Here is a 21,174-nt window from a genome sequence, read left to right on the forward strand (position 1 = left end):
GGTTAGAGCCCCCGTTCCATTTTGACTTCGCCGGTGGTCACATCGACCTTGCTGCGCAGGTACAATTCCAGCGGCAGCGGCTGCGCCCACATGTCGGCGCGGATATCCAACCCAATGGTCATGCCTGCCGCCTCCGCATCGCCAATCAACTGCACATCCACCGTGCCTTCGATAATGCGGGGTTCAAAACTGCTGATGGCCTGTTCAATCGCGCGGCGGATCCTTTCAGCCTTTTCAGTGGTCGAGAACTCGCCGGTGACTTCGCTCAGCCCATAGTTCAACACAGAGCCCGCCACCGCCGGGTAGCGGTCGCCATCAATCTGGCGCCCAGCGTTCTGTGTGTTGAGCAGCCAGGACAGGTCGCGTTGAATGATTTCGCGCAGCCGGTTCAGATCAATCACCCGCGCATCGCGGCTTTCCCTGCGCTCCCTCGGCGCGTTGTCAGTCAACCGATCCAACAGCGAAGGTTGCAGGCGTTCGGCAAGCATCTTGTCAGCCATCGCTGCCGCCCGGTGCATCGCTGTTGTTCAGTGCATCCTCAGCGCCCGCGCCGCCGATCTTCAGCTGGCGAATGTCCATCAGGGCGAAATCCTCGTCACCGATGGTCAAAAGCCGCTGACCCAGACCAATATAGGCCCCGCCTCCCGCCTCTTGCCAATGGGTAGCCCGCGCCAGTTGGGCCGCTGCATCCGCCGTTTCACTGCCGGGATAGCGGGTCGGTATCAGCACCGCCAGGGCACCTTCATTTGCCAGGGTCAGCGTGCCTGCCATCCAGACGGTATCGCGCAGATCGCTGGGTTCATCGATTTCAAGGCTCTGGATCTGGGCAAAGGGCAGCCAGAAATAACGCCCATTCAGGATCACCTCTAGCACCGGGCCAAGGCGCATATCGGCATCAGAAATCCAATCAAAGGCAGTGCCATTCACTGTTCCCGCCGTTGTCGGGGCCGCCGCATAGGCAGCCTCGCGCAGGGCCTGCGCCTGGTCCGCATGGCCCTGCGCCAGTTGTTTCTGCGCCTCGATCAATTGCGCCAGCCAGGGGGCTGGCTCGCCCAGGATCAAGGGGTCTTTTTCACCCTTGAACACCTTTTCACGGTAAACTTCACATAAGATGGCCTCTCGGTAGGCCTGCGCCATGATCGTTGCCCCGGCATCCAGTTCGGCGCTCAGCCGCAGCTGCGCCACCGCCCGCTTCCAGTCTCCCATTATGCACAGGAGCTGAAACAGAAAAATTCGCAGTTTGGCATTGGAAGGGTCCACGCGCACCTGGGCCTGCAAAGTGGCCAGGGCCTGTTCCGGATCACCAGCCCGCAAATGCGCTTCAGGGGTCATGGGCACTACTCCGCCATGTCAAATACACATAAAACCCCCGGACGTGCAGCCACGCCCGAGGGAGAGGCAAATCAATACTCGAACTTGCCGGTTTGGACGTTCCATTGGAAAACAATTGGGCTTTCCAACTTACCTGTCTTTTGATTGGTGGATTTATAGGTATGCTCAATCGCGGCATAGGCCAGCGACCAGGTCTCCTCTGGAATGCCGTCATCACTGGCCGAGATCGAATAGCTGTCGATCACCACGTCTTTCAGCTTCCACACGGAATATTCCAGCAGACCTTCGGCCTGAGCATCGCCAGACCGGCACCAATGCATGATGATTTCCGGACGTACGGTGCCGTTGGCAACCGATTTGGCCAGCTCGTTCGACGCCTTGCCCATCTGCGACGTCAGCTCGATCTTGCCAAAATTGGAATTGGAGTGCATCCGCTGGGTCGAACCGAGATCGGTCATTTCAACCGCGCGTTCAACATTCCAGTTTGCCGACTGAATGACGATCCAATTCTTGTGTTTATCTTCGGTCGCATCACCCTCGATATCCGAGATTTCCACGAACATGCTAGCAGCCATTTTGCTATCCTTTCAAACCATAACTCATTGACATAAATTTGAGGCCAGAGTGGTTGTTAGCCTCCCTTTTCCGAGGGCAATTTTGACACCAGCCGAAGCGAGACCGACAGGCCTTCCAGCTGGTAGTGCGGGCGCAGAAAGAATTTTGAGCTGTAATAACCCGGGTTGCCCTCGACCTCTTCGACCACCACTTCGGCAGCGGCCAGAGGTTTGCGCGCCTTTTCGTTCTCGGAAGAGATATCCGCGTTGAAATCAACGTAATTGTTGATCCAGTTCTGCAACCAGGATTCCATGTCCTGACGGCTTTTGAACGACCCAACCTTGTCGCGCACCATGCATTTCAGATAATGCGCAAAGCGGCAGGTGGCAAAAAGATAGGGCAAACGCGCGCCAAGGTTGGCGTTGGCGGTTGCATCCGGGTCGTCGTATTCGGTGGGCTTGTGCAAGGATTGCGCGCCCATGAATGTTGCTACATCGGTATTTTTGCGATGCAAGAGCGGCATCATGCCGTTCTTGGCCAGCTCGGCCTCGCGCCGGTCATCGATGGCAATCTCGGTGGGGCATTTCTGATCCACCCCGCCATCGGTAGTCGGGAAGGTATGCGAGGGCAGCTCTTCCAACGTCCCACCGCTTTCAACCCCGCGAATGCGCGAGCACCAGCCATAGGATTTGAACGAGCGGGTGATATTGGTCGCCATGCCATAGGCCGCGTTCACCCAGGAATATTTCTCGCTGTCGGCGCCTGTTGTGTCTTCCTCAAAAGCGAATTCATCCACTGGATCTGTTTTGGAGCCATAGGGCATCCGGCCCAGAAACCGCGGCATTGCCAACCCGACATATTTGGAATCTTCGCTTTCACGCAACGACCGCCAGGCGGCATATTCCGGGGTCTGAAAGATCTTGGTCAGATCGCGCGGATTGGACAGTTCCGACCAGCTATCCATCTGAAACAGAGAGGGCTTGGCACCGGTAATCAGCGGCGCATGGGCCCCGGCGGCGATTTTGGACATCTCGCCCAGCAGCTCAATATCTGGTGGTGAATGGTCAAAATGGAAATCCGCCACCAAAGAGCCATAGGGCTCGCCCCCCAACTGGCTGAACTCCTCGGTATAGAGTTTCTTGAAGATCGGTGACTGATCCCAGGCCGTGCCTTTGAATTTCTTCAAAGTCTTGCCCAGTTCCTTTTTGGTGATCGGGATCACCCGGATTTTCAGCATCTCGTCAGTTTCGGTATTGTTGACCAGATAATGCAACCCGCGCCAGGCGCTTTCAAGCTGCTGAAATTCTTCGTTATGCAGGATCAGGTTGACCTGCTCTGTCAGCTTTTTGTCGATCTCGGCCACGATGCTTTCGATCGACCGTAGCGCATCATCCGAAATCAGCCCGGCATTGGCCAGGGCCTGTTCTGCCAAGGTTTTGACCGCGCTTTCCACTGCCGTTTTGGCCTGGTCGGACTTAGGGCGAAATTCCTTGTGCAACAGGCTTGCAAATTCACTGGAGCCAAAGGCGCTTTCTTCCGGGGCGGCCTCGGTCTGGAGTTGTTCTTCTGCCATGTCTACCTCCTATTCCGTGTCGCCATCGGCGTCACCGCCGGGTTTGGGCTGCGCTGCAAGGGTCTTCAGCAGGCTGGGGTCCTGGATGATCTTGGTGATCAGATCTTCTGCCCCGGTTTTGCCATCCATATAGGTCATCAGATTGCTCAGCTGACTGCGCGCCTCCAGCAGCTCTTTCAGCGGCGCCACCTTCGCCGCGATAGCTGCGGGCTTGAAATCATCCATGCTTTCAAAGGTGATATCGACCGCCATATTGCCTTCACCCGTCAGGGTATTGGGCACCGTAAAGGCGGCGCGCGGTGCCATGGATTTCATCCGGCTGTCAAAGTTATCAACGTCTATTTCCAGAAACTTGCGATCCGCAACGGCGGGTTGCTCGACCTCGGACTTGCCGGTGAGATCCGCCAAAACCCCCATCACAAAGGGCAGCTGGACCTTCTTTTCAGCGCCATACAGTTCCACATCATATTCGATCTGCACCCGTGGCGCCCGATTGCGGGCAATAAACTTTTGTGAACTTCCAGCCATCTAGCTCTCCTTAACTCGTCATCAAACTTGACAAGGACCCTTGGCAAAAACACCTCTTTTGCGCGGCTTGGGTACTTGCATCCCCCTCGATTTTGTCAGTCGTCATCCTCCAGGCCGCCGATCAGCTGCACATTTTCCAGACCACGCGGCGCCATATCATTCACAATGGTAAGGAAATCAGCCCCCACCAGGCGCTTGGCACGTTCCAGCAACAAGGGCAGCGGGCTAGAGGGTTCTTCCCGCTGGTAATAGGCAATAATGCGATCCAGCGTATTCGCCACATCAGTAGGAGAATTGATTGCACCAGGCACCGCAGCACTGCGCCCCGGTGCAACAGCCGCCTCCGCACCCTCTGCGTCATCAGCCGCCTCATCGCTCGCCTCTGTCGCCGGGGCATCTTTAAGGTCACCATAGTCGCGCAGCCGTTTGCTGATCTGGCGCAGCAGTTTAATCAGCGGGTCCAATTCGGGGCCCTGCCCAGGCGTCTGCACGTCAAACACCGCCGAAATCGCCCGGATGTCTTGCTCGGCCTGTTCGACAGCAACAAGGCGTTCTGCAATTCCGGCACTGTCGCTGTCCTGAAAGGCCGCCCCGATGGTGGCCCGATCCGGAACTGTATCCATGCTGTTGGGTGCGGCCAGCAACCCTTCGGCAATTTCAATATCGCGCAGGGTAAAACGACCAAAGCCGCGACTGTCGCTTAACGCGCAGCGCCGCAACGAGCGAAATACGGGCGATGGCCCCCCCATCCCATCAGGCTGCCCGCACAGATCCTGCACCGCATTGATCCGCATGATCGGGTCGCCGTCATCTTCGTCCAACTCTGGGTGACAGCTCGGCCAGAATTGTTCCAGGCAACCACGGATAAAACTGATGCACTCGGCAAAGCCAACCAGCCCATCGCGTTGCAGCACCGCATCTGCCAAGAATACCGCCGCCCGCAAATCATGGCTGCGCGCCAAAACATCCAGCGCGTTTTCCTCTACGGTTGCATAATCCGGGTCGGTTGCATCGACACGCTCATCACCGACCACAGTCTCTTCACCAGGCTGCGCGGCAAGCGCCATCTCTGTGAAGGCCGGATCATATTCAAGATTATCCCCGCTGGGGGCGTCTTCCCCTTTGGACTGTAACAAAACAGCCAGATCCATACAGTTGACCCCCCAAAAACCAGGTCAAGCGCGATCAGAAAAAACCACATACCATATGGACATACAGAGATGCGGCAGCCTCCAGGCGCGCCACTTACAAAACAATAACTTGACGTTGAGTGAGCCTTATCGCCATCTTAAAGTCAATTGTTTTTACACCTTTTTGTGAGTGGTGGTGATGTGTGCTGACCGTGTTACCGGTGACGAAATAAGGGCGATGGTGCGCGAGGGCACCAAGCGACGGACCAGTTTTGGCTTCTGTCTGGATGACACCAAAGATGCCCTTCTGATGATCCAGCCCGGCAACAAACCCGAAGCCCTGCGCGCGCCCCTGAAAAAGGCCGGTGGCAAGACTCCCATGCTCTGGGGGACCTATGTTGTCAAGGGCGATCAGATGGAAATGATCTGCGAGCAGACTTCGGCAAGAATCCTGTTGCAGCTCAAACGGTTCCTCAAGAACAACCGCCCCAAGGTGAACGTCCTGTTCCTTGACGATGGCGGCAATATTCTGGACAGCCTAAAACCAGAAGTCGCCAGCGAGACCACGCCTCGTTCGGCCGATAGTAGCGATATTGACGCCCCCGAAATTGATCCAAAGGCGGTGCTGCCGCTGAAACAGCAGATGAAACGGCTGCAGCCACGAATCGCCCTGGCCCCCGGCCCCTTGGAACTGAAGCTTAACCGCGCGCTGGCAAAATCGGTGACCCTGATCAATGCCGGGCGGCTGCAAGAGGCAGAGGTGCTGATCCTTGTCAGTGAACGCGCCATCGCCGCCCTTGGCAAAGACCGCGAGGACGAAGAAACCACGCTCAAACGCGGTCAACGCGCCACAGATACACGCTCGCTCGGGGCGCAGGTTAAACGGGTCCAGAGCCTGCAGGCGGATGTTGCGCGCGCCCCAGGCCCCGCCCGCGACCGGCTTACCCGCGCCATCCACAAAGCCGCCAAACTATTGAAGCAACGCGACCTGGACGGTGCCCGCGATGCCATGGACAAGATCGAAAAAGCCCTGACCTCGCTGGTATAATTCGGCGTCGCCGTCAAATTCCGCCGCCCCTTGCAAACCCTGTTTCAAACCCACTGGAGACCGCGATGCCCCTACCCTGCCCTTCTTTCCCCCTGATTAACCGCGGTGCTGCGCTGGCGCTGCTGGCGCTACTGCCGGTGCAGGCGCTTAGCGAAACCGCCAGTTCTGCCGAAGGGTCGCTGCTGGTCGAGCTGAACAAAATGGAAGAGATCGAGGGTGGCGGCTGCCGCGCCTTTTTTCTGTTTCGCAACCAGACCGGCAAGAGCTTTGCAGGCTTTGAAATGTCCCTGGCCATTCTGAATGGGGCCGGCATCATCGACCGGCTGCTCTCAGTGGATGCGGCCCCCCTGCCGGTGCAGCGCACCACGTTGAAACTCTTTGAAATTCCCGAAATCGCCTGCAGCAATATTTCCGAGCTTTTGCTACATGACATCACCTCTTGCCAGCCGCAGAACGAGGCGGAAATGGATTGCTTCCCGCTGCTGGATCTAGCCTCTCGCAGCACCGCCAAACTGGTGAAATAGCCATGGGTTTTCTGCTACAGATTCTCACAAATGGCGGGCCGGTGATTGTCCTGCTGGCCGCAACCTCTCTGCTCTCGCTGACCGTGATTGCGGTGAAGCTCGCGCAGCTCTGGCCGGTGACCTCTGGAACCGCACAACGCACCGCCGCCATCGCCCGCTGGCAAAGCGGCGACAGGCCGGGTGCCCAGGGCGATATCGTCGCAGACAAGGCGCCGGCAGACCGGGTGCTCCGCTATGCGATGGAAGCCCTGCAAAACGGTCTGAAGGGGCCCGTCCTGATTGCAGAACTGGAACGCCGCGGCAACGAAGAGGTCCAGCGGATGAATGGGCTCATCCGCTTGCTAGAGCTGATCGCCATGGTCGCTCCCCTGCTTGGGCTGTTGGGAACAGTGCTGGGCATGATCCAGTCGTTCCAAGAGCTAGAGCTGGCCCAGGGGGCTGCCGATGCTTCGGTTCTGGCAGGTGGCATCTGGCAGGCGCTGTTGACCACCGCTGCCGGGCTGGTGGTGGCCATCCCGGCAGCAATTGCCGCCGGTCTTTTTGCCGCGCGTATCGACCGGGCATCGCAAATGATCGAAAGCGCAGTTGGTCAGCTGATGTTGGCAGATCATGGCCAGTAACGCGCGCTGCATCCCCCGACAGAGGCCGCCATGCAGCTAGCAAGACGCCCGCGCCCCCAATCCCTGATCTCTCTGGTGCCGATGATCGATGTCATGTTGATTCTATTGGTATTTTTCATGGTGACCTCTAGCTATCTCAACTTGGATATGATCCCGGCCCTGCGTCCCACAGATGACGCGGTCAATTCGGACAGTTCGGCGCAACAGAGGCTGATGATCCGACTGGATGCCACTGGTACGCCGCACCTGCGCGCCCAGCCGCTGTCCAGCGAAACCCTGGATCAACTTTTGCGCCGCAGCCTTGCCCTGGACCCACAGACGCAGCTGATGATTCTGCCCTCCGGCGCGGCACCAACCCAGGCGCTGATTTCTCTGATGGATCGGGCAGCCAGCGCCGGGGTGAAAAACATGCGGGTTCTGCAATTGGAGGCCCGGCCGTGAAACTGAAACAGAACCGCCGAACCGCCCCCACTGAAACCATCATCGCCCTGATTGACGTAGTATTTTTCCTGCTGGTCTTTTTCATGCTGATCGGGCGTATGGACGCAACCGCCCCCTTTGAGGTCACACCACCACAGGCGCAAACCGGGCGGGATATGCCGACGGGCGGCATCACTCTGGCAATCTCGCAAAACGGCGGGCTGGCGCTGGATGGCGATGCCCTGCCCAAATCAGAAATTTCCGCTGCGCTGGCCGAAGCGCTGACCAAAGACCCGGCACTCCGTCTGCGTATCAATGCCCACCGCGACGCAGATCTGCGCCATGTTCTGCCGCATGTCTCCCTGGCCGAAGCTCTGGGGTTCGTAGATGTGGTGCTTGTGGTCACACCAGAGGCCAGCGCAGGGGTAGGAAAATGACGCCAAGGATTGGCATATGGACGCTGGCGTTCGGGACGTCAGTTATTGCTCACCTTGCTGTTTTTGCAGTTCTTTTACCGTTTCTCAATCCGGTGCCTGTGCCGCAGAAACCCGGCCCCGAAAGCGCCCTCACGCTTGCCTCTCAACAGATCACGCGGAGCCAGGCACAACCACGCGCCCCCGCTGCAGACCTCGGTAAACAATTGGCCACCACAGGCGACAACCTTAGCGCCGGGGCCTTACCCCAGACAAGGGCGATGCCGACCAATACGGCAACCCGCACAAAACAACAGGCGCCCATTTCAGCCGCAACACAGGCGACAACACTGGTCGCAGATCTGCCGCCAAGCCGCCCAAGCACTGCCAAACCGCTGCCCGCGCAAAAAGCCCGCCCACAACCAGCACAGGCCCAGCCAGCCGCCATCGCTCAGCTGCGCCCAAATACCCTCGCCGCCCAGGTCGCCAGCGCGGAACCTGCGCGCAGAACCAACCTTGCCAGCGTCGCGGCTGCCCTTCCGTCGACACAGGCCAATAGCCCCCCTGCCCCGGTCACGCCGCCCACTCAGGCGGCACAGCCCCTGCCCGAGGCCACGCCAGCCGCGCTCGCGCTCACGCAAAGCACACCACAGGCCACCCAGGTCACCGCTGCGCTGGCCTTTCAGGGGCAGGATATGGGCGTGGTCGATCCTGTTTCTCTGGCCGCCTTTCATAGCTTCACCAGACCGGGGGATCTTGCGGCACAATCCGCGAATCTACGCGATGGCCTGGAAGCCCTGCTTAGCGCGGTGCCCTGCGCCCGTTTGCAGGTTGCTTTTGACCCCGAAACCGCAACCCTGGAGCTGCGCGGTCACCTGCCCGAAGCCGGCCTGCGTGCACCGGTTCTTGCCGCGCTACAGGCGCAGATGGGGCGTGATATCGCGCTCAAGGACAACATGCGATTGCTGCCGCGCCCGCAATGTGGCGCGCTCAGCGGTATTTCCACTGTTGGCCTGCCGCAAAGCACCGACCAGATTACCAACCCATTGCTGCTGGGAACAGATTCACAGGCACGGGTGTTGTCCTATTCAGGCGGCGAACAGTTGTTCTTTGAACTGACAGCACCGGATTACCCAGCCTATATCTACGTGGACTATTTTGATGCCGCGGGCAATGTAATCCACCTCAGCCCCAACGGCGCAGCCCCGCTGCAGCTTGCACCGGCAAAAAGCGCCCAGCGGGTGGGGGCGAGAACCCCGGAAGAGCCAGGCCTGCAAATCACAATTGCCCCCCCCTACGGGCAGGAAATCGCCGTCGCCTTTGCAGCCTCTGCACCGCTATATCAAACCCCACGCCCCATAAACGAACCTGCCGCGCCCTATCTGGATTTCCTACGCGAAAGAATTGCCGAGGTACGCAATCAAACCATTGATTTCAAAGGGGAATGGGTCTATTTCCTGATTGAAACCACCCCGCGCTAAAGCGCCGCGTTCAGCCCACGCCCCCTATTGGCAGCCCCCCGCCGCCCAGGACTTCAGGCTGCGCTTCATCACCCCGCCAAAGGGATGCTGCTTGTTCAAGGATCGCTGCATATTGAGGCTCAGATAGGTATTTGCCTGGGTGCAAAGGCGGTCGCGCGTCCATTCATGGCAAGAGCTGCAGGTCTCTGTTTTCCAATAGCTTTCCGGCAGCCCCTCAATCGGGGGGAACATTGGCGATTGCTCAACGATCTCTGCCAGACTGAGGCCACTGATCTGCGCCAGATCCGAAACCAGCGGGCTGACGAATGTCACCGGCCCGGCTTCGGCTTGCTTCGGCGTGCTCTCGGGTGTTTCAGCAACTTCAGCTGTCACCTCTTCTGACGGCTCTGCACCGGCAGGGTCCTGCGCCTGCCCGGCCTGGAGAGCAGCGATTTCAGTGCGGGCGATTTCCGCATAGGTACCATCAGGATAGCTTTGCAAATAGGCCTCATACCCGGTGACAGAGCCATCTTGCTGTGCAGCGGTAAACATAGCGGTTTCGCCTGTGTCGGGTTCCACAGATGGCGGCACAGGCGCGGATGATCCGCCGCCCAGCTCTTCTTCCATCACCGCGCTGAGCAAGGCGCGGGCCTCGTTTGTAAAAGCCCCCTCGGGGTAGCCCCGCAAAAACAGCATCAACTGCACCGGATCTCGCGTCGCGCGCACCGACTGCCAAAGCTGCAATTCCTCTGTTTCAGCCGGGCTAAGCACCGGGGCAGCCGGAGAATCGACAAAGACGAAGTCACTGACCAGCGAAGAGGTATCCCAAGGCGTTTGCTGGCCCCCGCTATGTGCTAACACTGTACGGCGCACCGCCTTGAAAGCCTGCTCAACCGGTTGGCCTGGAACAACAATTTCATGTGCCAAAGCCTGGGTAAAAGGGCTATTGCCGCGCTGCCCATCCAGCGCCACACTGCCAGGCGCAGTGGCATAGGCCAGAAATGTCCCGGTTGGGGCCTTCATTTCCGCCAGCCCGCTTTCATCAAGATCGGCCACATTTTCAAAGGGATTGTTGCGGCAGGCATCCAGGATCACCAAATTGGTGCGATTGCGCGCAGAGCCCATCTGCCGCAGCACTGACTGGGCCTCGACCGCCATCAAATCCAGATCAGCAGCATCCGCCAATGCCACATCCACTGGCAATAAATAATTGTTGCCAAAGCTCTGCACCCCGTGACCGGCATAGTAAAACAGCCCCGTTGCCTCGCTGCCGGCGGCGCGTAGATCACGACCGAACTGGGCAATAGCCCGCTTCATCTCCACTTGGCGTAGGTCGGTTGCCAGCGTCACCGTAAAACCTAGATCTTTCAATGTATTGGCAATCAGGTTAGCATCATTCACCGGATTATCCAGCGGCGCAACCTGCCCATACAAGGCATTTCCAACCACCAGCGCCAGCCGCGGCTCCCTTTCGGTCTCTTGCGCCCAGGTCACGCCAGCGGAAAAAGCAAAAACCGCAAAAAGGGAAAACAGGTGTTTAAACAGGCCCTGCGACCACAAGAAATTCACTGCACCAATACTCCGAACCCGTCCCCGCGGGGACATTACACATTGGCGAGGTTTTTCCGCGCCGAATTACCGCAATCCTTGCATTATGCGTCACTATCGCCGTTAATCAAAGAGGTAGCGCGCTGTGGAACCGCGATTTGCGCCGCGCGTGCGTCTTTGCCACCCCAATCGTCAGCCCTGCCCCCTTTAGTCTTGTATGAGTTTTATCATGGTACGCTTAATTCTTCGCCCCCTTCTCGCCCTTTTGTTCTTGGCCGCACAGCCTGCGCTGGCGCTGGATCCGTTTGAACACGGCTGGCAACTTGACCCTGAGGCCTCTGCCATTACCTTTTTATCCGTCAAGAAAGACACGATCGCAGAGACCAGCCAATTTGCCTCCATCAGCGGCCAGATTACCGAAGGCGGTATTGCGCAGCTGGTTGTGGCGCTGGATTCAGTTGATACCAAGATTGATCTGCGCAATGTGCGAATGCGGTTTTTGTTCTTTGAAACTTTCACTCATCCCGAGGCAAAGGTGACAGCGGTGTTGGATCCGACCCAGCTGATGGACCTGCCCCAGCGACGCCGCAAGGTGATCGAGGTACCGGTCACCCTGTCCCTGCATGGAGTTGAAATGGATCTGGCTGCCAAAGTTGCAGTCACCCTGCTGGATAATGACCGGGTCAATATTTCCACCCTGAATCCCGTCATCCTGCAACTGGCGGATTTCAATCTGATGGAAGGGCGTGAAAAACTGCAAGAAGCCGCAAATGTGACCATTACGCCGCTGGGAATTGTCAATCTGAACCTTACGTTCGATCGCAGCGCTGCAGGCACTCAAGTGCTGCCAACTGCCGCTGCCAGTGGTGCCACCGCCGCGCTGGAAACGACCGGCGATTTCAGCCGCGAGGCCTGCATCGGGCGTTTTGACATCCTGTCACGCAGCCGAAGTGTCAACTTTGCCCCCGGCACCTCGCGGCTGGATCAGCGCTCGACCCAGTTTCTTGACAGCCTGTTTGATATCGTAAGCCGCTGCCCTGATATGGTGATCGAGGTCGGTGGCCATACTGACGACAAGGGCAGCGAAGCCGCCAACAAAAGGCTGAGCCAGCGGCGCGCGGCCTCGGTTGTCAGTTATTTGGCGGCCAAGGGTATTGCAACCGAACGGCTGAAGCCCGTGGGTTATGGCGAAGCAAGCCCGCTGGTTGCCAACTCCAACGCACAGAACCGGGCAAAAAATCGGCGCATCGCGTTCAAGGTTTTGAACTGATCCCACCCCCGGCTAACCCGGTATGAATGACAATGCAAAAGGGCTGTCCCTGTGGGGACAGCCCTTTTTTAGTATCGCATTACTGATCCCAGCATACCATCTGCCGCCGTCATCTCACATCGGGAAGATCTGGCAAGGCTATTCTTGCGAGGGCTCCCCGTCCTCTAGCGCGGCAAAAAATGCGGCAATTGCGCCTTCCAGCCGATAGCGATCAATCACCGAAAAGTCGCGCTCCATCGCCAATTCAATCCGCCCGTCGCGGGCCTGACAGCGCACTGTCCCCGCAGGGACACTGCAGCGCAGCGTGGTCTTGGCGACGCCGGTTTCTGACGTGCGCCCCGACGCGCCGCCCTGCTTGGCCACAGGACCAGAACCGGGACTTGATGACAAGAAAGTGCGCAACATCGCCAGTTCGGCTTCTTCAGATCGGACTCCGCCAGCCTGCAACTGCTGGATTAAATCGGCCGCCAAATCATCGTTTTCCGCCAGTTTCTTTTTTAGATCCAACCCCAGCGCACGCGGAATTGCCTCGGCAAAACGCAGATGCGCACCGATCATTTCAAGCAGATCGGCGAAGTGGCGAATGTAACTCCGCTTTTGCCGACCCGCCGATCCATAGAGATGCGTCACCGCACCCTCGACCCCATCGCAGTCTGTTTCCGGATCCTGCGCATAAGACAGCGCAAGCTGAGCCATTTCCGCAAAAGAGATATCGCGGCGCACCAGGTTTTCATCCACCATGCGGCGATAGAGCCCCTGCAAATCTTCTCCCTTGGCAATCAAACCTGCCGGGATGCTGGCGTATTCTGCGGCGCCGGTTTCCTCTAGCAGCGCGCGATAGGCCGACAGCCGCCGGAACCCCTGGATCAGCTGGTAGCTGCCATCGCCGACCTCTTCCACCCGGATCGGGTTGGACAGACCAATGCTGCGAATAGAGGCTTTCAGCTCTTCCAATTCCGGGTCGCGCGACACAGCCCGGTCACGCACCAGTTTGCTGGTCGCAATCTGATCCAGCGGGATCCGGTCCACCACCAGGCCCAGCTTTTTAAGGCGGACAAATTCATGCGCCAACCGGTCATTTTCGGCGCGGATATTCTGTTCGGCGACAGCGCGGGCCTTCAGCGCCTCGGCATTTTCGGAGATCGCCATTGCCATAGGGCCACGACGGGCCTCTGCAAGGCCTGCTCCATCGTCCTTCCCCGATGGGGTAGGGGAGGGGGCCGGCGTGGGATCACTGGTGGGTTCAGACGGGAAATTGATGTCAAATACGCGACGCTTGCTCATGTTTTATCCTCCATCTGGTCCCAGGCTTCTGCGGCGTAGCCTTTGAATTCTTCGTAGGCCTGATCAAAGGATGCCCGCGCCCGGCGCCATGTTTCACGGGTCATATCGCGATAGTCAATTTCATAGATCGAACTGAGGAACCGCCCTGATTGTTCGACAGCGCGGGTCATCTCAATCGGGTGATCCGCCATGCGCCCCTCAAAAACCTTCATGAAGGCATCTCGCATGGCGCGGTGTAGATCATTGCCGCTTTCATATCGGGTCAGCAAGAAGCGTACATCCAGAAAGGCCTTTGGCAGGGTGAATGTCCCCGCGGGGACAACCCCGTTAAAGGCCGACAGATCCTCCAGCGCCTCGGACAGCTGACCGATAAAGGAGGTGGTCGAGTCGTATTCCCAATAACCGGGACCAGAGGGGATATAGAGCATGTCGGCAGCAAAGACCGCATTCATCGACTGATAGCCAATCGCAGGCGGGCAATCAAAAATGATCATGTCGTAATCATCCGAAGAGACCTGATCCAAATAGCGAGAGACAGCGGCGAAAAAGGACCACTCGGGATTGAGATGACGATACTGGGCGCTGGCGAATTCCACAAAAGCAGCATTGGCGCAGCTGGGCACCAGATCAATGGTGGGCCAGCTGGTCGGCTTGATGAAATCATTGATCCGCAGATCCTGCAGCCCCATGCCAGTAATCGCATCGGGAAGATGCCGTTCTGGCAAGGCCGCGCCTGTCTCGGCCCCACGGGCAGAGGCATTCATTCTCTCGGTCTCGCGCACCAGGTCGCGCGCCATGATCCCCCAGACCGTATAGTCTTCGGTCACATCGCTCAGCCCCATGGAATGCGACAGCGTCGCCTGCGGGTCAAAATCAACACATAGCACCCGATACCCATCCAACGCCGCCGCATGGGCAAAATGCAGCGCAACCGTGGATTTGCCTGCGCCCCCCTTGAAGTTGGAAATCGCCACCCTGAGCGCACGCTTGCCTTCGGGGCGTGGCGGCATCAAGGATTTGCGGTTGATCTTGATCCGGCGGCGCAGCTCGTTGATCTCTTCCAACGAATACCAGCGCTGGCGGCCGTCTGCTTCTACATGGCCCTGGGGCAGGGAAGGGTCCGCCGCCAGCCTGCCACGCAGGGTGGATTGATTGACCTTGAAGATCAGCTCGGCCACCTCCCAACTGGAAAACCGCCGCAGAGTCTTTTCCATCTCGGGTGAAAAGGTCTGCTGTCGGATCCAGCTCTGCATCTTTAGGGATTGCGCCTGCAATCGGGCCAGGTCTTCGTGGGTTAACATGACGGCTCCTTGCTCGTACTCTGCCATGCGTCCTTTTCAGCGGGACGCTAATTTTTCATCAACTCTCATTTACGCCGGATTTGTAAAAAACGCAAAACCTATTATTCTATTGATAAGCGTCCTGTCCCCGCAGGGACACAGGGAATTTTCAGCGCCAAGGCCAAGCGCTGAAACCCCATGAAAACAGGGCGTCACGGGCAAAACCTAGGCCGCCATTGATTCGCCGGTCTCTTGCGAATCGGTCTGTCTTTATCTGGTCTCTGTCTCGGAAGGCGGGGGAGATATTGGGGGACACAACAAAAGGCACCACGACCTATTGGGGGACATTTTAACCCGAATAGGGGACAGCCTGAACGTCCCCCAATACCATTGATACCAATTTTTTTATCAAAAAAGGGATTGGGTCCGAATGGAAATCGACAGGGGCCTTGACAGAATCGTGGCTAAGGACGCAAATCGTGTATATTGAACAAATAGCGTTGAGTTACTTAGGTCAGGACCCAACGTAATCCGGGAACAACCCGCGATGTGAGGCAGATATATCCTAAACCCGACAGGCTGGCGAAGCTCTTGTCTACAGGGTTTGGTCAAACTTGATCGGCAAGGGATAATCCCTGCCAGGAGTGGTTAGAAAGACGGGTGCCGCAATGCAGGCTCAAAAACCCGCCGGGCGAAATGCTTCGGCTCTGAAGTATGACATACTCACTGCACTGGGTGCCTTTGCCTTGGCGCAACCCAAAGCGCTGCAGCGTCTGGTGTTGCGTATCATGACCCTGGTCACCGCGCGCTACAATTGGACCAGGAATGAACTTGCTGTCGGGCAACGCGAAATCGCCCGCCTCTGGAGCGTCGATGAACGGACAGTCAAACGCGAGATGGCAAAGCTGCGGGCGATGGGCTGGCTGGTTGTCAAAAAGCAGGGCGTGCGCGGGCGGGTCAGTGAATATGGCTTGGATCTGGATCGTATCTATGAAGACACCCGTGACAGCTGGGCCAGCGTTGGTCCCGATTTTGAACACCGCATGCGTGGCACAGATGCGCCACCGTCAAATGTCGTGCCATTGCGCACTAGCGAAATTGCCCCCGCACCGGATCTGAGCAAGGGCGATGAGTGGAGCTTGGTAAAGGCGGTTTTGCATCAGGAAGATCCTGCCATCTATACAGCCTGGATTGATGCCCTGACGCGCAGCGATCGGGCAGGGGGGCGGTTGACACTTGCCGCACCCAGCCGGTTTCATGCCACCTATGTTCTGTCGCATCTGAAACCCCGGCTGCTGGCAGCCTGCCGGGATGTGGACGAACAAATTTCCGACATTGTTATCCTTAGCTAGCCTGCTGCACGACGGTCGTTTGGTAGGGGAACCTGGTCACTAGGCGGGCAGGTCTTTGACTGGCATCGGTGAGCCGGTGCAGTTTTGCACTTGCCTGTATCGATCGAACCAGTAATTATGCAATTGTATAATTACTGTGTTTCACGAGATTCTTCGGACATTGAGGCAGCCACCCTGCAGGTGACGGCCTCATTCCTTTTCAGAGCCTTGTGTCGAAATAGGTGGAAAAGCCATGAAAACCACGGATGTAACCGCGCGCCTTGCCTCTTTGGGCGGCGCAAAATGGGATCTTCATCTTGCCGCGCGCGACCGCGTTGCGGCGGGGGCCGATATTGTCGAGATGACCATTGGCGAACCCGACGTGCCGGTCCCCGAGGAGCTGATGCAGCAGGCGATTGCCTCTATGCAGGCAGGGCGTACCGGGTATTCGGACGGACGTGGCGAAATCAACCTGCGGCGGGCTCTGGCTGCCCGCTACACTTCCACCCGCGGGCGGCAATTTGAGCCAGACAACTTTCTGTGCTTCCCCGGCACCCAGACAGCCCTTTTTGCGGCCATGATCGGGGTTGCCCAGCAGGGCGATGAGGTTCTGGTCGGCGACCCTATGTATGCCACTTATGAAGGTGTCGTGGCCGCCAGCGGTGCCGCGCTGGTGCCGGTACCGCTGACGCCGGAACACGGGTTTCGTATGCAGGCCGCCGATGTGGCGGCGCGCATTACCGCGCGTACTCGGGCGCTGTTGCTGACCAGCCCGCACAACCCTACCGGTGCCATTCTGGACCGGGCAGAGCTGATCGCCCTGTGTGAACTGGCAAAAGAGCATGATTTCTGGATCATTTCCGATGAGGTCTATGAACAGCTGGTGTTTGACGGGGCAGAGTTCACCTCACCGCTGTCGCTGCCGGACTATGCCGACCGGGTGATCGCGGTCTCGTCGATTTCCAAATCCCACGCCGCACCCGGCTTCCGCAGTGGGTGGTGCGTGGGGGCCAAAGCCTTTTGCGATGCGTTGCTGCCCTATTCCGAGACCATGCTCTTTGGCAATCAGCCCTTTATCGCTGACATGACAGAGTTGGCCCTGCAAAGGGACTCCGCTGTGGCAGAGGGAATGCGGACACGGTTCAATCGCCGCGCCCAGATCCTGGCTGACAGGGTGCAGGCGGAAACCGCGTTGCAGGTGCACCGCCCCGAGGCGGGCATGTTCGCCATGATCAATGTCGCGGCCACCGGGTTGAGTGGTGATGCCTATGCTTGGGATTTGCTGGATCAGGGGGTCGCGGTCATGCCCGGCTCTGCCTTTAGCGACAGCCTGACCTCTTGGGTACGGGTGGCGCTGACCATTGATGATACGAAATTTGATCTGGCCCTGAACCGGATCATTTCTCATGCGCAGGCCAAGACACAGGACCAGGCAGCATCAGCAACACAGGGGGTCGCATGACTGACGCCGCAAAAACCATTGGTGAAGCGCTGGTAGATGGTTTGAAAGCGCGCGAGGTCTCTTGCGTCTTTGGCATCCCCGGCGTGCATACGGTCGAACTCTATCGCGGCTTGGCCGCTTCGGGGCTGCGCCATGTGACACCCCGCCACGAACAGGGCGCGGGCTTTATGGCGGATGGCTATGCGCGGGTAAGTGGCAAACCTGGGGTGGCCTTTGTGATCACCGGGCCGGGGCTGACCAATACCTTGACACCGATGGCACAGGCGCGGGCGGATTCGGTGCCGATGCTGGTGGTTTCTGGCGTCAACGCCCAGTCGAGCCTTGGCAAAGGAATGGGTCATCTCCATGAACTGCCAGATCAGCAGGCTCTGGCGCAGACGGTGGCTCTGACCTCGCAGCATGTCGCCACCGCAGCAGAGCTGTCTCCGGCATTGGACGCGGCCTTTGCGCCGTTTTCAAAGGGTCGCCCTGGTCCCACCCATGTGCAAATCCCGCTGGATGTGGCGGGTGTTGCGGCGGATGCTCTGCTGCCGCCCGCGGTGGTGCCGCCCCAGAATATCGAACCGGATCAGCTGCAAGAGGCGGTGCACCTGCTACAGGCGGCTAAGCAGCCGGTTATTCTGGTAGGGGGCGGGGCCAAACGCGCTGGCACGCCACTGGCTGCCCTGGCCGAGCGCCTGGATGCGCCCGTGGTACAAACCGCAAATGGGCGGGGGTTGATGTTTGCGCATCCCCTTGGTGTTCCAGCCAGCCCCAGCCTGCAATCCGTGCGCGCGTTACTCGAAAGTGCCGATGTGGTCTTGGCCCTGGGAACCGAATTTGGCCCCACAGACTATGATATGTACGCCACCGGCACCTGGCCCGAGATGCGGCAGCTGATCCGGGTGGATCGCTGCGCCGAGCAACTGAAGCGCCATGCCAGCGCGCTGGCGATCGAGGCCGAGGCGGGGGCCTTTGCCGCTGCCCTATTGCAGAGCCTGCCCCAGGCCTGTTCAGGCCGCGATGGGGCAGCGCGGGCGGCGGCAACACGCAGCGCCGCAGAACAGGAAATCGGTAGCGAATATCTTGCCCAGGTTGACGTTCTTTCGGCAATGCGGGATGCGGTCCCAGGCAGTTTGATGGTGGGAGATTCCACCCAGCCGATCTATGCGGGCAATCTCTACTACGATCACGACCGCGCAGGTGGCTGGTTCAATGCGGCCACCGGCTACGGTGCGCTTGGCTATGGGATTCCGGCAGCGATTGGCGCCGCGATTGCGGCACCGGACACCCCTGTAATCTGCATTCTGGGCGATGGCGGCGCACAGTTCTCCTTGCCCGAGGTGATGACGGCGGTGGATGAAAAATTGCCCATCATCTTTGTGATCTGGAACAACCAAGGCTACCGCGAAATCGCCACCTCGATGGAGGCGGTGGGTGTTGAGGTCTTGGGCTGCGACCCAACCCCGCCCGATTTTGCCGCCACGGCCCAGTCCTTTGGGATTGGGCATGTTGCTGTCGGCACCGACCCGGCCGCGATTGCCGCGGCGGTTGCCAACTCGTTGGGCCAGGGGCCCAGCTTTGTCGAAATTACTGCGCCTGTCTTTGCGCCAGCTGAGGATTAAGTCTTTGACCAACCCAAGTTTTGAATTTTCCCGTGCGATTACCCGCCGTCCTGCTGCCAGTATCACCGAAGGTCTGCGCGCGGCTGATATCGGCACCCCCAGCCTAGAGGGCATGTTGGCCGCCCATAAAACCTATGTTGCAGCACTGAAAAGCACAGGTGCTGAGGTGATTGAGCTGGGCCCGCTAGAGGCCTTTCCTGACGCGGTCTTTGTTGAAGACACAGCCCTGTGCCTGCCGCAGGGGGCGGTCCTGATGCGTCCGGGCGCGCCGTCCCGCATGGGCGAAGTGGCTGAAATGGCACCAACTTTGCGTGACTGCTACGCGGATGTCCGTGAAATCAAGGGGCCGGGCCATATCGAAGGCGGTGATATTCTGGTGACCGGGCGTGAAGTTCTGGTGGGGCGGTCGGATCGCACTGATGCTGCTGGCGTTGCCGAACTGGCCGAAATCGTTGGCGAATGGGGGCACAGCCTGCGCGAGGTCTTTACCCCGCCCGGTGTGCTGCATTTCAAGACCGATTGTTCCTTGATGGACGGAGAGACCATTCTGTCCACCAAACGGCTGTCGGCTTCTGGCTGCTTTGAGGGCTATCGCATCCTGGATGTGGCTGAAGGCGAAGAAGCAGCGGCCAATGCTATCCGCTTCAACAATCTGGTGCTCTGCCCGGCTGGTTTCCCCCGCACGGCGGAAATGCTGGACAAGGCCGGGTTTGAGGTGGTCGAGATTGACAACACAGACTGCGCTAAGCTGGATGGCGGCATGTCCTGCCTGTCATTGCGGTTCTGATTTGCTGCGGATTTGTGGCAGTTTCGGCGCGCTCCAATAGGCGCCGCTGTCCTGCCTGAGTGCTTCATAGGCCTCTATCCGGTGGCGCGCCTCGGCGCCGCCGGCTTCGATCAGGTGGGTCAGTAGACAATCCAGCACCGCCATGGCACCCGCATAGGCGCCAAAGGGGTGCAGTGAATTTGCCGCAACGCTGAGCACGTGATCAGGCGCGATACCCGGCGCGATGACCTCGCTGTCAGAAATCAAAAGAATGTGCGCCCCCTGTTTCTGCGCCAGACGCAGGGCTTGAATGGTGCTGGCCGAATAGGGCGCAAAGGTCAGTGCAATAAGGCAATCCTCGGGTCCCAGCCCCATCAGATCATCCAGCGTGGTGCCGACATGGCGGGGGACCAGATCAATCGAAGGCATCGCCATCCGCGCGATATAGTGGAAATAATAGGCCAGGGCATAGCTGGCGCGGCTGGCCGTGACGTGGCAGCGCTTGGCCCCCAGCAGGGTGGCAACAATGGCCTCGCAGCGTTCTGGCGTCATCTGTCGCAGCGAGCGGCTGACCACATTTAGTTCACTCTGCGCCGCGCGGGCCTGCAGGGCTGCGGTTGGACCGCCTTTGGCCATGCGGGTCAGCCATTCAGTACCAAGCGTGGTTTCGCCGGTGGTGATCAGAGCGTCGCGAAAGGGACGGCGCAGGGCCTCGAAACTGTCATAGTCCAGGCGCTCTGCGAGGCGCACAAAGCTATTGGCGCTGACCTGCGCCTTGCGGGCGGTGTCGCGGACCGGATCCAGCGCAAAGGGACCAGGGTTGTCGATGATGTATTTTGCCGCCTGCGATAGCTTGGCGGGCATGTCGGCGATCTGCGCTTTCAGCGTTGCGATCAACCGGGCAGTTTGTTTGGGGTCAAGATGTGGATCCATGCCCAAATAATATCATGTGTTTCACCTGAGTAGAATTAAAAACATTCATTCTGAAAGACGGGGTGCACTCTTGACTGTCCGCAGTTGCGACCC

Annotated in this window: 21 protein-coding genes; 11 read left to right on the forward strand and 10 right to left on the reverse strand. The window is 58.7% G+C overall.

The window, feature by feature from the left end:
- Nucleotides 1-2: 2 nt before the first annotated feature.
- The 6 genes from tssE to tssA form a co-directional block, all read right to left on the reverse strand.
- The gene (gene tssE, locus ACN0VH_RS16680; protein ID WP_278923820.1) at nucleotides 3-500 is read right to left on the reverse strand and encodes a type VI secretion system baseplate subunit TssE; all 498 of its coding nucleotides are present in this window, start codon (nucleotides 498-500) and stop codon (nucleotides 3-5) included.
- On the reverse strand, nucleotides 493-1,332 hold the full coding sequence (locus ACN0VH_RS16685) for a type VI secretion system accessory protein TagJ (protein ID WP_417701381.1): 840 nt from the start codon (nucleotides 1,330-1,332) through the stop codon (nucleotides 493-495). Before ACN0VH_RS16685 ends, tssE begins: the two co-directional genes overlap by 8 nt.
- Nucleotides 1,333-1,403: 71 nt before the next feature.
- Nucleotides 1,404-1,907 (reverse strand): Hcp family type VI secretion system effector, encoded by a 504-nt coding sequence (locus tag ACN0VH_RS16690; protein ID WP_278923818.1) that lies wholly within the window; start codon nucleotides 1,905-1,907, stop codon nucleotides 1,404-1,406.
- 56 nt (nucleotides 1,908-1,963) lie between these two features.
- On the reverse strand, nucleotides 1,964-3,460 hold the full coding sequence (gene tssC, locus ACN0VH_RS16695; protein ID WP_278923817.1) for a type VI secretion system contractile sheath large subunit: 1,497 nt from the start codon (nucleotides 3,458-3,460) through the stop codon (nucleotides 1,964-1,966).
- A gap of 9 nt (nucleotides 3,461-3,469) precedes the next feature.
- Nucleotides 3,470-3,988, reverse strand: coding sequence for a type VI secretion system contractile sheath small subunit (tssB, locus tag ACN0VH_RS16700; protein ID WP_278923816.1), 519 nt, complete (start codon nucleotides 3,986-3,988; stop codon nucleotides 3,470-3,472).
- A 95-nt stretch (nucleotides 3,989-4,083) separates the two neighbouring features.
- Entirely contained in the window at nucleotides 4,084-5,139 is a 1,056-nt protein-coding gene (gene tssA, locus ACN0VH_RS16705) for a type VI secretion system protein TssA (RefSeq protein WP_417701384.1), read from the reverse strand.
- Between the two features lie 178 nt (nucleotides 5,140-5,317).
- On the opposite strand from tssA, the gene ACN0VH_RS16710 reads away from it, so the two are divergent.
- The 6 genes from ACN0VH_RS16710 to ACN0VH_RS16735 all read left to right on the forward strand — a co-directional run bounded on the left by ACN0VH_RS16710 (nucleotide 5,318) and on the right by ACN0VH_RS16735 (nucleotide 9,624).
- Entirely contained in the window at nucleotides 5,318-6,166 is an 849-nt protein-coding gene (locus ACN0VH_RS16710; protein ID WP_417701386.1) for a hypothetical protein, read from the forward strand.
- Between the two features lie 65 nt (nucleotides 6,167-6,231).
- Nucleotides 6,232-6,690 carry a hypothetical protein gene (locus ACN0VH_RS16715; protein WP_417701388.1) on the forward strand — a complete coding sequence of 153 codons (459 nt, stop codon included), beginning with the start codon at nucleotides 6,232-6,234 and terminating at the stop codon, nucleotides 6,688-6,690.
- Nucleotides 6,691-6,692: 2 nt separating this feature from the next.
- Complete coding sequence (locus ACN0VH_RS16720; protein ID WP_278923812.1) at nucleotides 6,693-7,310, forward strand: MotA/TolQ/ExbB proton channel family protein; 618 nt, start codon at nucleotides 6,693-6,695, stop codon at nucleotides 7,308-7,310.
- Between the two features lie 30 nt (nucleotides 7,311-7,340).
- Nucleotides 7,341-7,751: an ExbD/TolR family protein gene (locus tag ACN0VH_RS16725; RefSeq protein WP_417701391.1), complete on the forward strand. Its 411-nt coding sequence runs from the start codon at nucleotides 7,341-7,343 to the stop codon at nucleotides 7,749-7,751.
- Nucleotides 7,748-8,167, forward strand: a complete 420-nt coding sequence (locus ACN0VH_RS16730) for an ExbD/TolR family protein (RefSeq protein WP_278923810.1) — start codon at nucleotides 7,748-7,750, stop codon at nucleotides 8,165-8,167. Before ACN0VH_RS16725 ends, ACN0VH_RS16730 begins: the two co-directional genes overlap by 4 nt.
- A gap of 257 nt (nucleotides 8,168-8,424) precedes the next feature.
- Nucleotides 8,425-9,624 carry a DUF4384 domain-containing protein gene (locus ACN0VH_RS16735; RefSeq protein ID WP_417701394.1) on the forward strand — a complete coding sequence of 400 codons (1,200 nt, stop codon included), beginning with the start codon at nucleotides 8,425-8,427 and terminating at the stop codon, nucleotides 9,622-9,624.
- Between the two features lie 24 nt (nucleotides 9,625-9,648).
- Here ACN0VH_RS16735 and ACN0VH_RS16740 read toward each other — a convergent pair whose 3' ends face one another.
- Nucleotides 9,649-11,172 (reverse strand): caspase family protein, encoded by a 1,524-nt coding sequence (locus ACN0VH_RS16740; protein ID WP_417701396.1) that lies wholly within the window; start codon nucleotides 11,170-11,172, stop codon nucleotides 9,649-9,651.
- A gap of 208 nt (nucleotides 11,173-11,380) precedes the next feature.
- On the opposite strand from ACN0VH_RS16740, the gene ACN0VH_RS16745 reads away from it, so the two are divergent.
- Nucleotides 11,381-12,421 (forward strand): OmpA family protein, encoded by a 1,041-nt coding sequence (locus ACN0VH_RS16745; protein ID WP_417701398.1) that lies wholly within the window; start codon nucleotides 11,381-11,383, stop codon nucleotides 12,419-12,421.
- Nucleotides 12,422-12,559: 138 nt separating this feature from the next.
- Here the strand turns inward: ACN0VH_RS16745 and ACN0VH_RS16750 are convergent, their stop codons facing one another.
- Nucleotides 12,560-13,705, reverse strand: a complete 1,146-nt coding sequence (locus ACN0VH_RS16750) for a ParB/RepB/Spo0J family partition protein (RefSeq protein WP_417701400.1) — start codon at nucleotides 13,703-13,705, stop codon at nucleotides 12,560-12,562.
- Nucleotides 13,702-15,006, reverse strand: coding sequence for an AAA family ATPase (locus ACN0VH_RS16755; protein WP_278923805.1), 1,305 nt, complete (start codon nucleotides 15,004-15,006; stop codon nucleotides 13,702-13,704). Before ACN0VH_RS16755 ends, ACN0VH_RS16750 begins: the two co-directional genes overlap by 4 nt.
- Nucleotides 15,007-15,653: 647 nt before the next feature.
- On the opposite strand from ACN0VH_RS16755, the gene ACN0VH_RS16760 reads away from it, so the two are divergent.
- The 4 genes from ACN0VH_RS16760 to ACN0VH_RS16775 all read left to right on the forward strand — a co-directional run bounded on the left by ACN0VH_RS16760 (nucleotide 15,654) and on the right by ACN0VH_RS16775 (nucleotide 20,169).
- Nucleotides 15,654-16,337, forward strand: coding sequence for a DnaA N-terminal domain-containing protein (locus ACN0VH_RS16760; protein WP_417701402.1), 684 nt, complete (start codon nucleotides 15,654-15,656; stop codon nucleotides 16,335-16,337).
- Nucleotides 16,338-16,569: 232 nt separating this feature from the next.
- Nucleotides 16,570-17,778, forward strand: coding sequence for a pyridoxal phosphate-dependent aminotransferase (locus ACN0VH_RS16765; RefSeq protein ID WP_417701404.1), 1,209 nt, complete (start codon nucleotides 16,570-16,572; stop codon nucleotides 17,776-17,778).
- Nucleotides 17,775-19,382, forward strand: a complete 1,608-nt coding sequence (locus tag ACN0VH_RS16770) for a 5-guanidino-2-oxopentanoate decarboxylase (RefSeq protein WP_417701406.1) — start codon at nucleotides 17,775-17,777, stop codon at nucleotides 19,380-19,382. The genes ACN0VH_RS16765 and ACN0VH_RS16770 overlap by 4 nt, the downstream gene beginning before the upstream one ends.
- Nucleotides 19,383-19,386: 4 nt before the next feature.
- Nucleotides 19,387-20,169 (forward strand): dimethylarginine dimethylaminohydrolase family protein, encoded by a 783-nt coding sequence (locus ACN0VH_RS16775; RefSeq protein WP_417701408.1) that lies wholly within the window; start codon nucleotides 19,387-19,389, stop codon nucleotides 20,167-20,169.
- Here the strand turns inward: ACN0VH_RS16775 and ACN0VH_RS16780 are convergent.
- Nucleotides 20,155-21,081 (reverse strand): MurR/RpiR family transcriptional regulator, encoded by a 927-nt coding sequence (locus ACN0VH_RS16780; RefSeq protein WP_417701410.1) that lies wholly within the window; start codon nucleotides 21,079-21,081, stop codon nucleotides 20,155-20,157. The two genes, ACN0VH_RS16775 and ACN0VH_RS16780, sit on opposite strands and share 15 nt — an antisense overlap.
- Nucleotides 21,082-21,174 lie beyond the last annotated feature (93 nt).

Source organism: Pseudophaeobacter sp. (assembly GCF_048267565.1).
In the GTDB taxonomy this organism is placed as follows: Bacteria; Pseudomonadota; Alphaproteobacteria; order Rhodobacterales; family Rhodobacteraceae; genus Pseudophaeobacter; species Pseudophaeobacter profundi.

Bases quoted from the DNA above. Each gene is read 5' to 3' on its own strand.
- tssE (WP_278923820.1), bottom strand. From the start codon at position 500: ATGGCTGACAAGATGCTTGCCGAACGCCTGCAACCTTCGCTGTTGGAT.
- ACN0VH_RS16685 (WP_417701381.1), bottom strand. From the start codon at position 1,332: ATGACCCCTGAAGCGCATTTGCGGGCTGGTGATCCGGAACAGGCCCTG.
- ACN0VH_RS16690 (WP_278923818.1), bottom strand. From the start codon at position 1,907: ATGGCTGCTAGCATGTTCGTGGAAATCTCGGATATCGAGGGTGATGCG.
- tssC (WP_278923817.1), bottom strand. From the start codon at position 3,460: ATGGCAGAAGAACAACTCCAGACCGAGGCCGCCCCGGAAGAAAGCGCC.
- tssB (WP_278923816.1), bottom strand. From the start codon at position 3,988: ATGGCTGGAAGTTCACAAAAGTTTATTGCCCGCAATCGGGCGCCACGG.
- tssA (WP_417701384.1), bottom strand. From the start codon at position 5,139: ATGGATCTGGCTGTTTTGTTACAGTCCAAAGGGGAAGACGCCCCCAGC.
- ACN0VH_RS16710 (WP_417701386.1), top strand. From the start codon at position 5,318: ATGTGTGCTGACCGTGTTACCGGTGACGAAATAAGGGCGATGGTGCGC.
- ACN0VH_RS16715 (WP_417701388.1), top strand. From the start codon at position 6,232: ATGCCCCTACCCTGCCCTTCTTTCCCCCTGATTAACCGCGGTGCTGCG.
- ACN0VH_RS16720 (WP_278923812.1), top strand. From the start codon at position 6,693: ATGGGTTTTCTGCTACAGATTCTCACAAATGGCGGGCCGGTGATTGTC.
- ACN0VH_RS16725 (WP_417701391.1), top strand. From the start codon at position 7,341: ATGCAGCTAGCAAGACGCCCGCGCCCCCAATCCCTGATCTCTCTGGTG.
- ACN0VH_RS16735 (WP_417701394.1), top strand. From the start codon at position 8,425: ATGCCGACCAATACGGCAACCCGCACAAAACAACAGGCGCCCATTTCA.
- ACN0VH_RS16745 (WP_417701398.1), top strand. From the start codon at position 11,381: ATGGTACGCTTAATTCTTCGCCCCCTTCTCGCCCTTTTGTTCTTGGCC.
- ACN0VH_RS16750 (WP_417701400.1), bottom strand. From the start codon at position 13,705: ATGAGCAAGCGTCGCGTATTTGACATCAATTTCCCGTCTGAACCCACC.
- ACN0VH_RS16755 (WP_278923805.1), bottom strand. From the start codon at position 15,006: ATGTTAACCCACGAAGACCTGGCCCGATTGCAGGCGCAATCCCTAAAG.
- ACN0VH_RS16760 (WP_417701402.1), top strand. From the start codon at position 15,654: ATGCAGGCTCAAAAACCCGCCGGGCGAAATGCTTCGGCTCTGAAGTAT.
- ACN0VH_RS16765 (WP_417701404.1), top strand. From the start codon at position 16,570: ATGAAAACCACGGATGTAACCGCGCGCCTTGCCTCTTTGGGCGGCGCA.
- ACN0VH_RS16770 (WP_417701406.1), top strand. From the start codon at position 17,775: ATGACTGACGCCGCAAAAACCATTGGTGAAGCGCTGGTAGATGGTTTG.
- ACN0VH_RS16780 (WP_417701410.1), bottom strand. From the start codon at position 21,081: ATGGATCCACATCTTGACCCCAAACAAACTGCCCGGTTGATCGCAACG.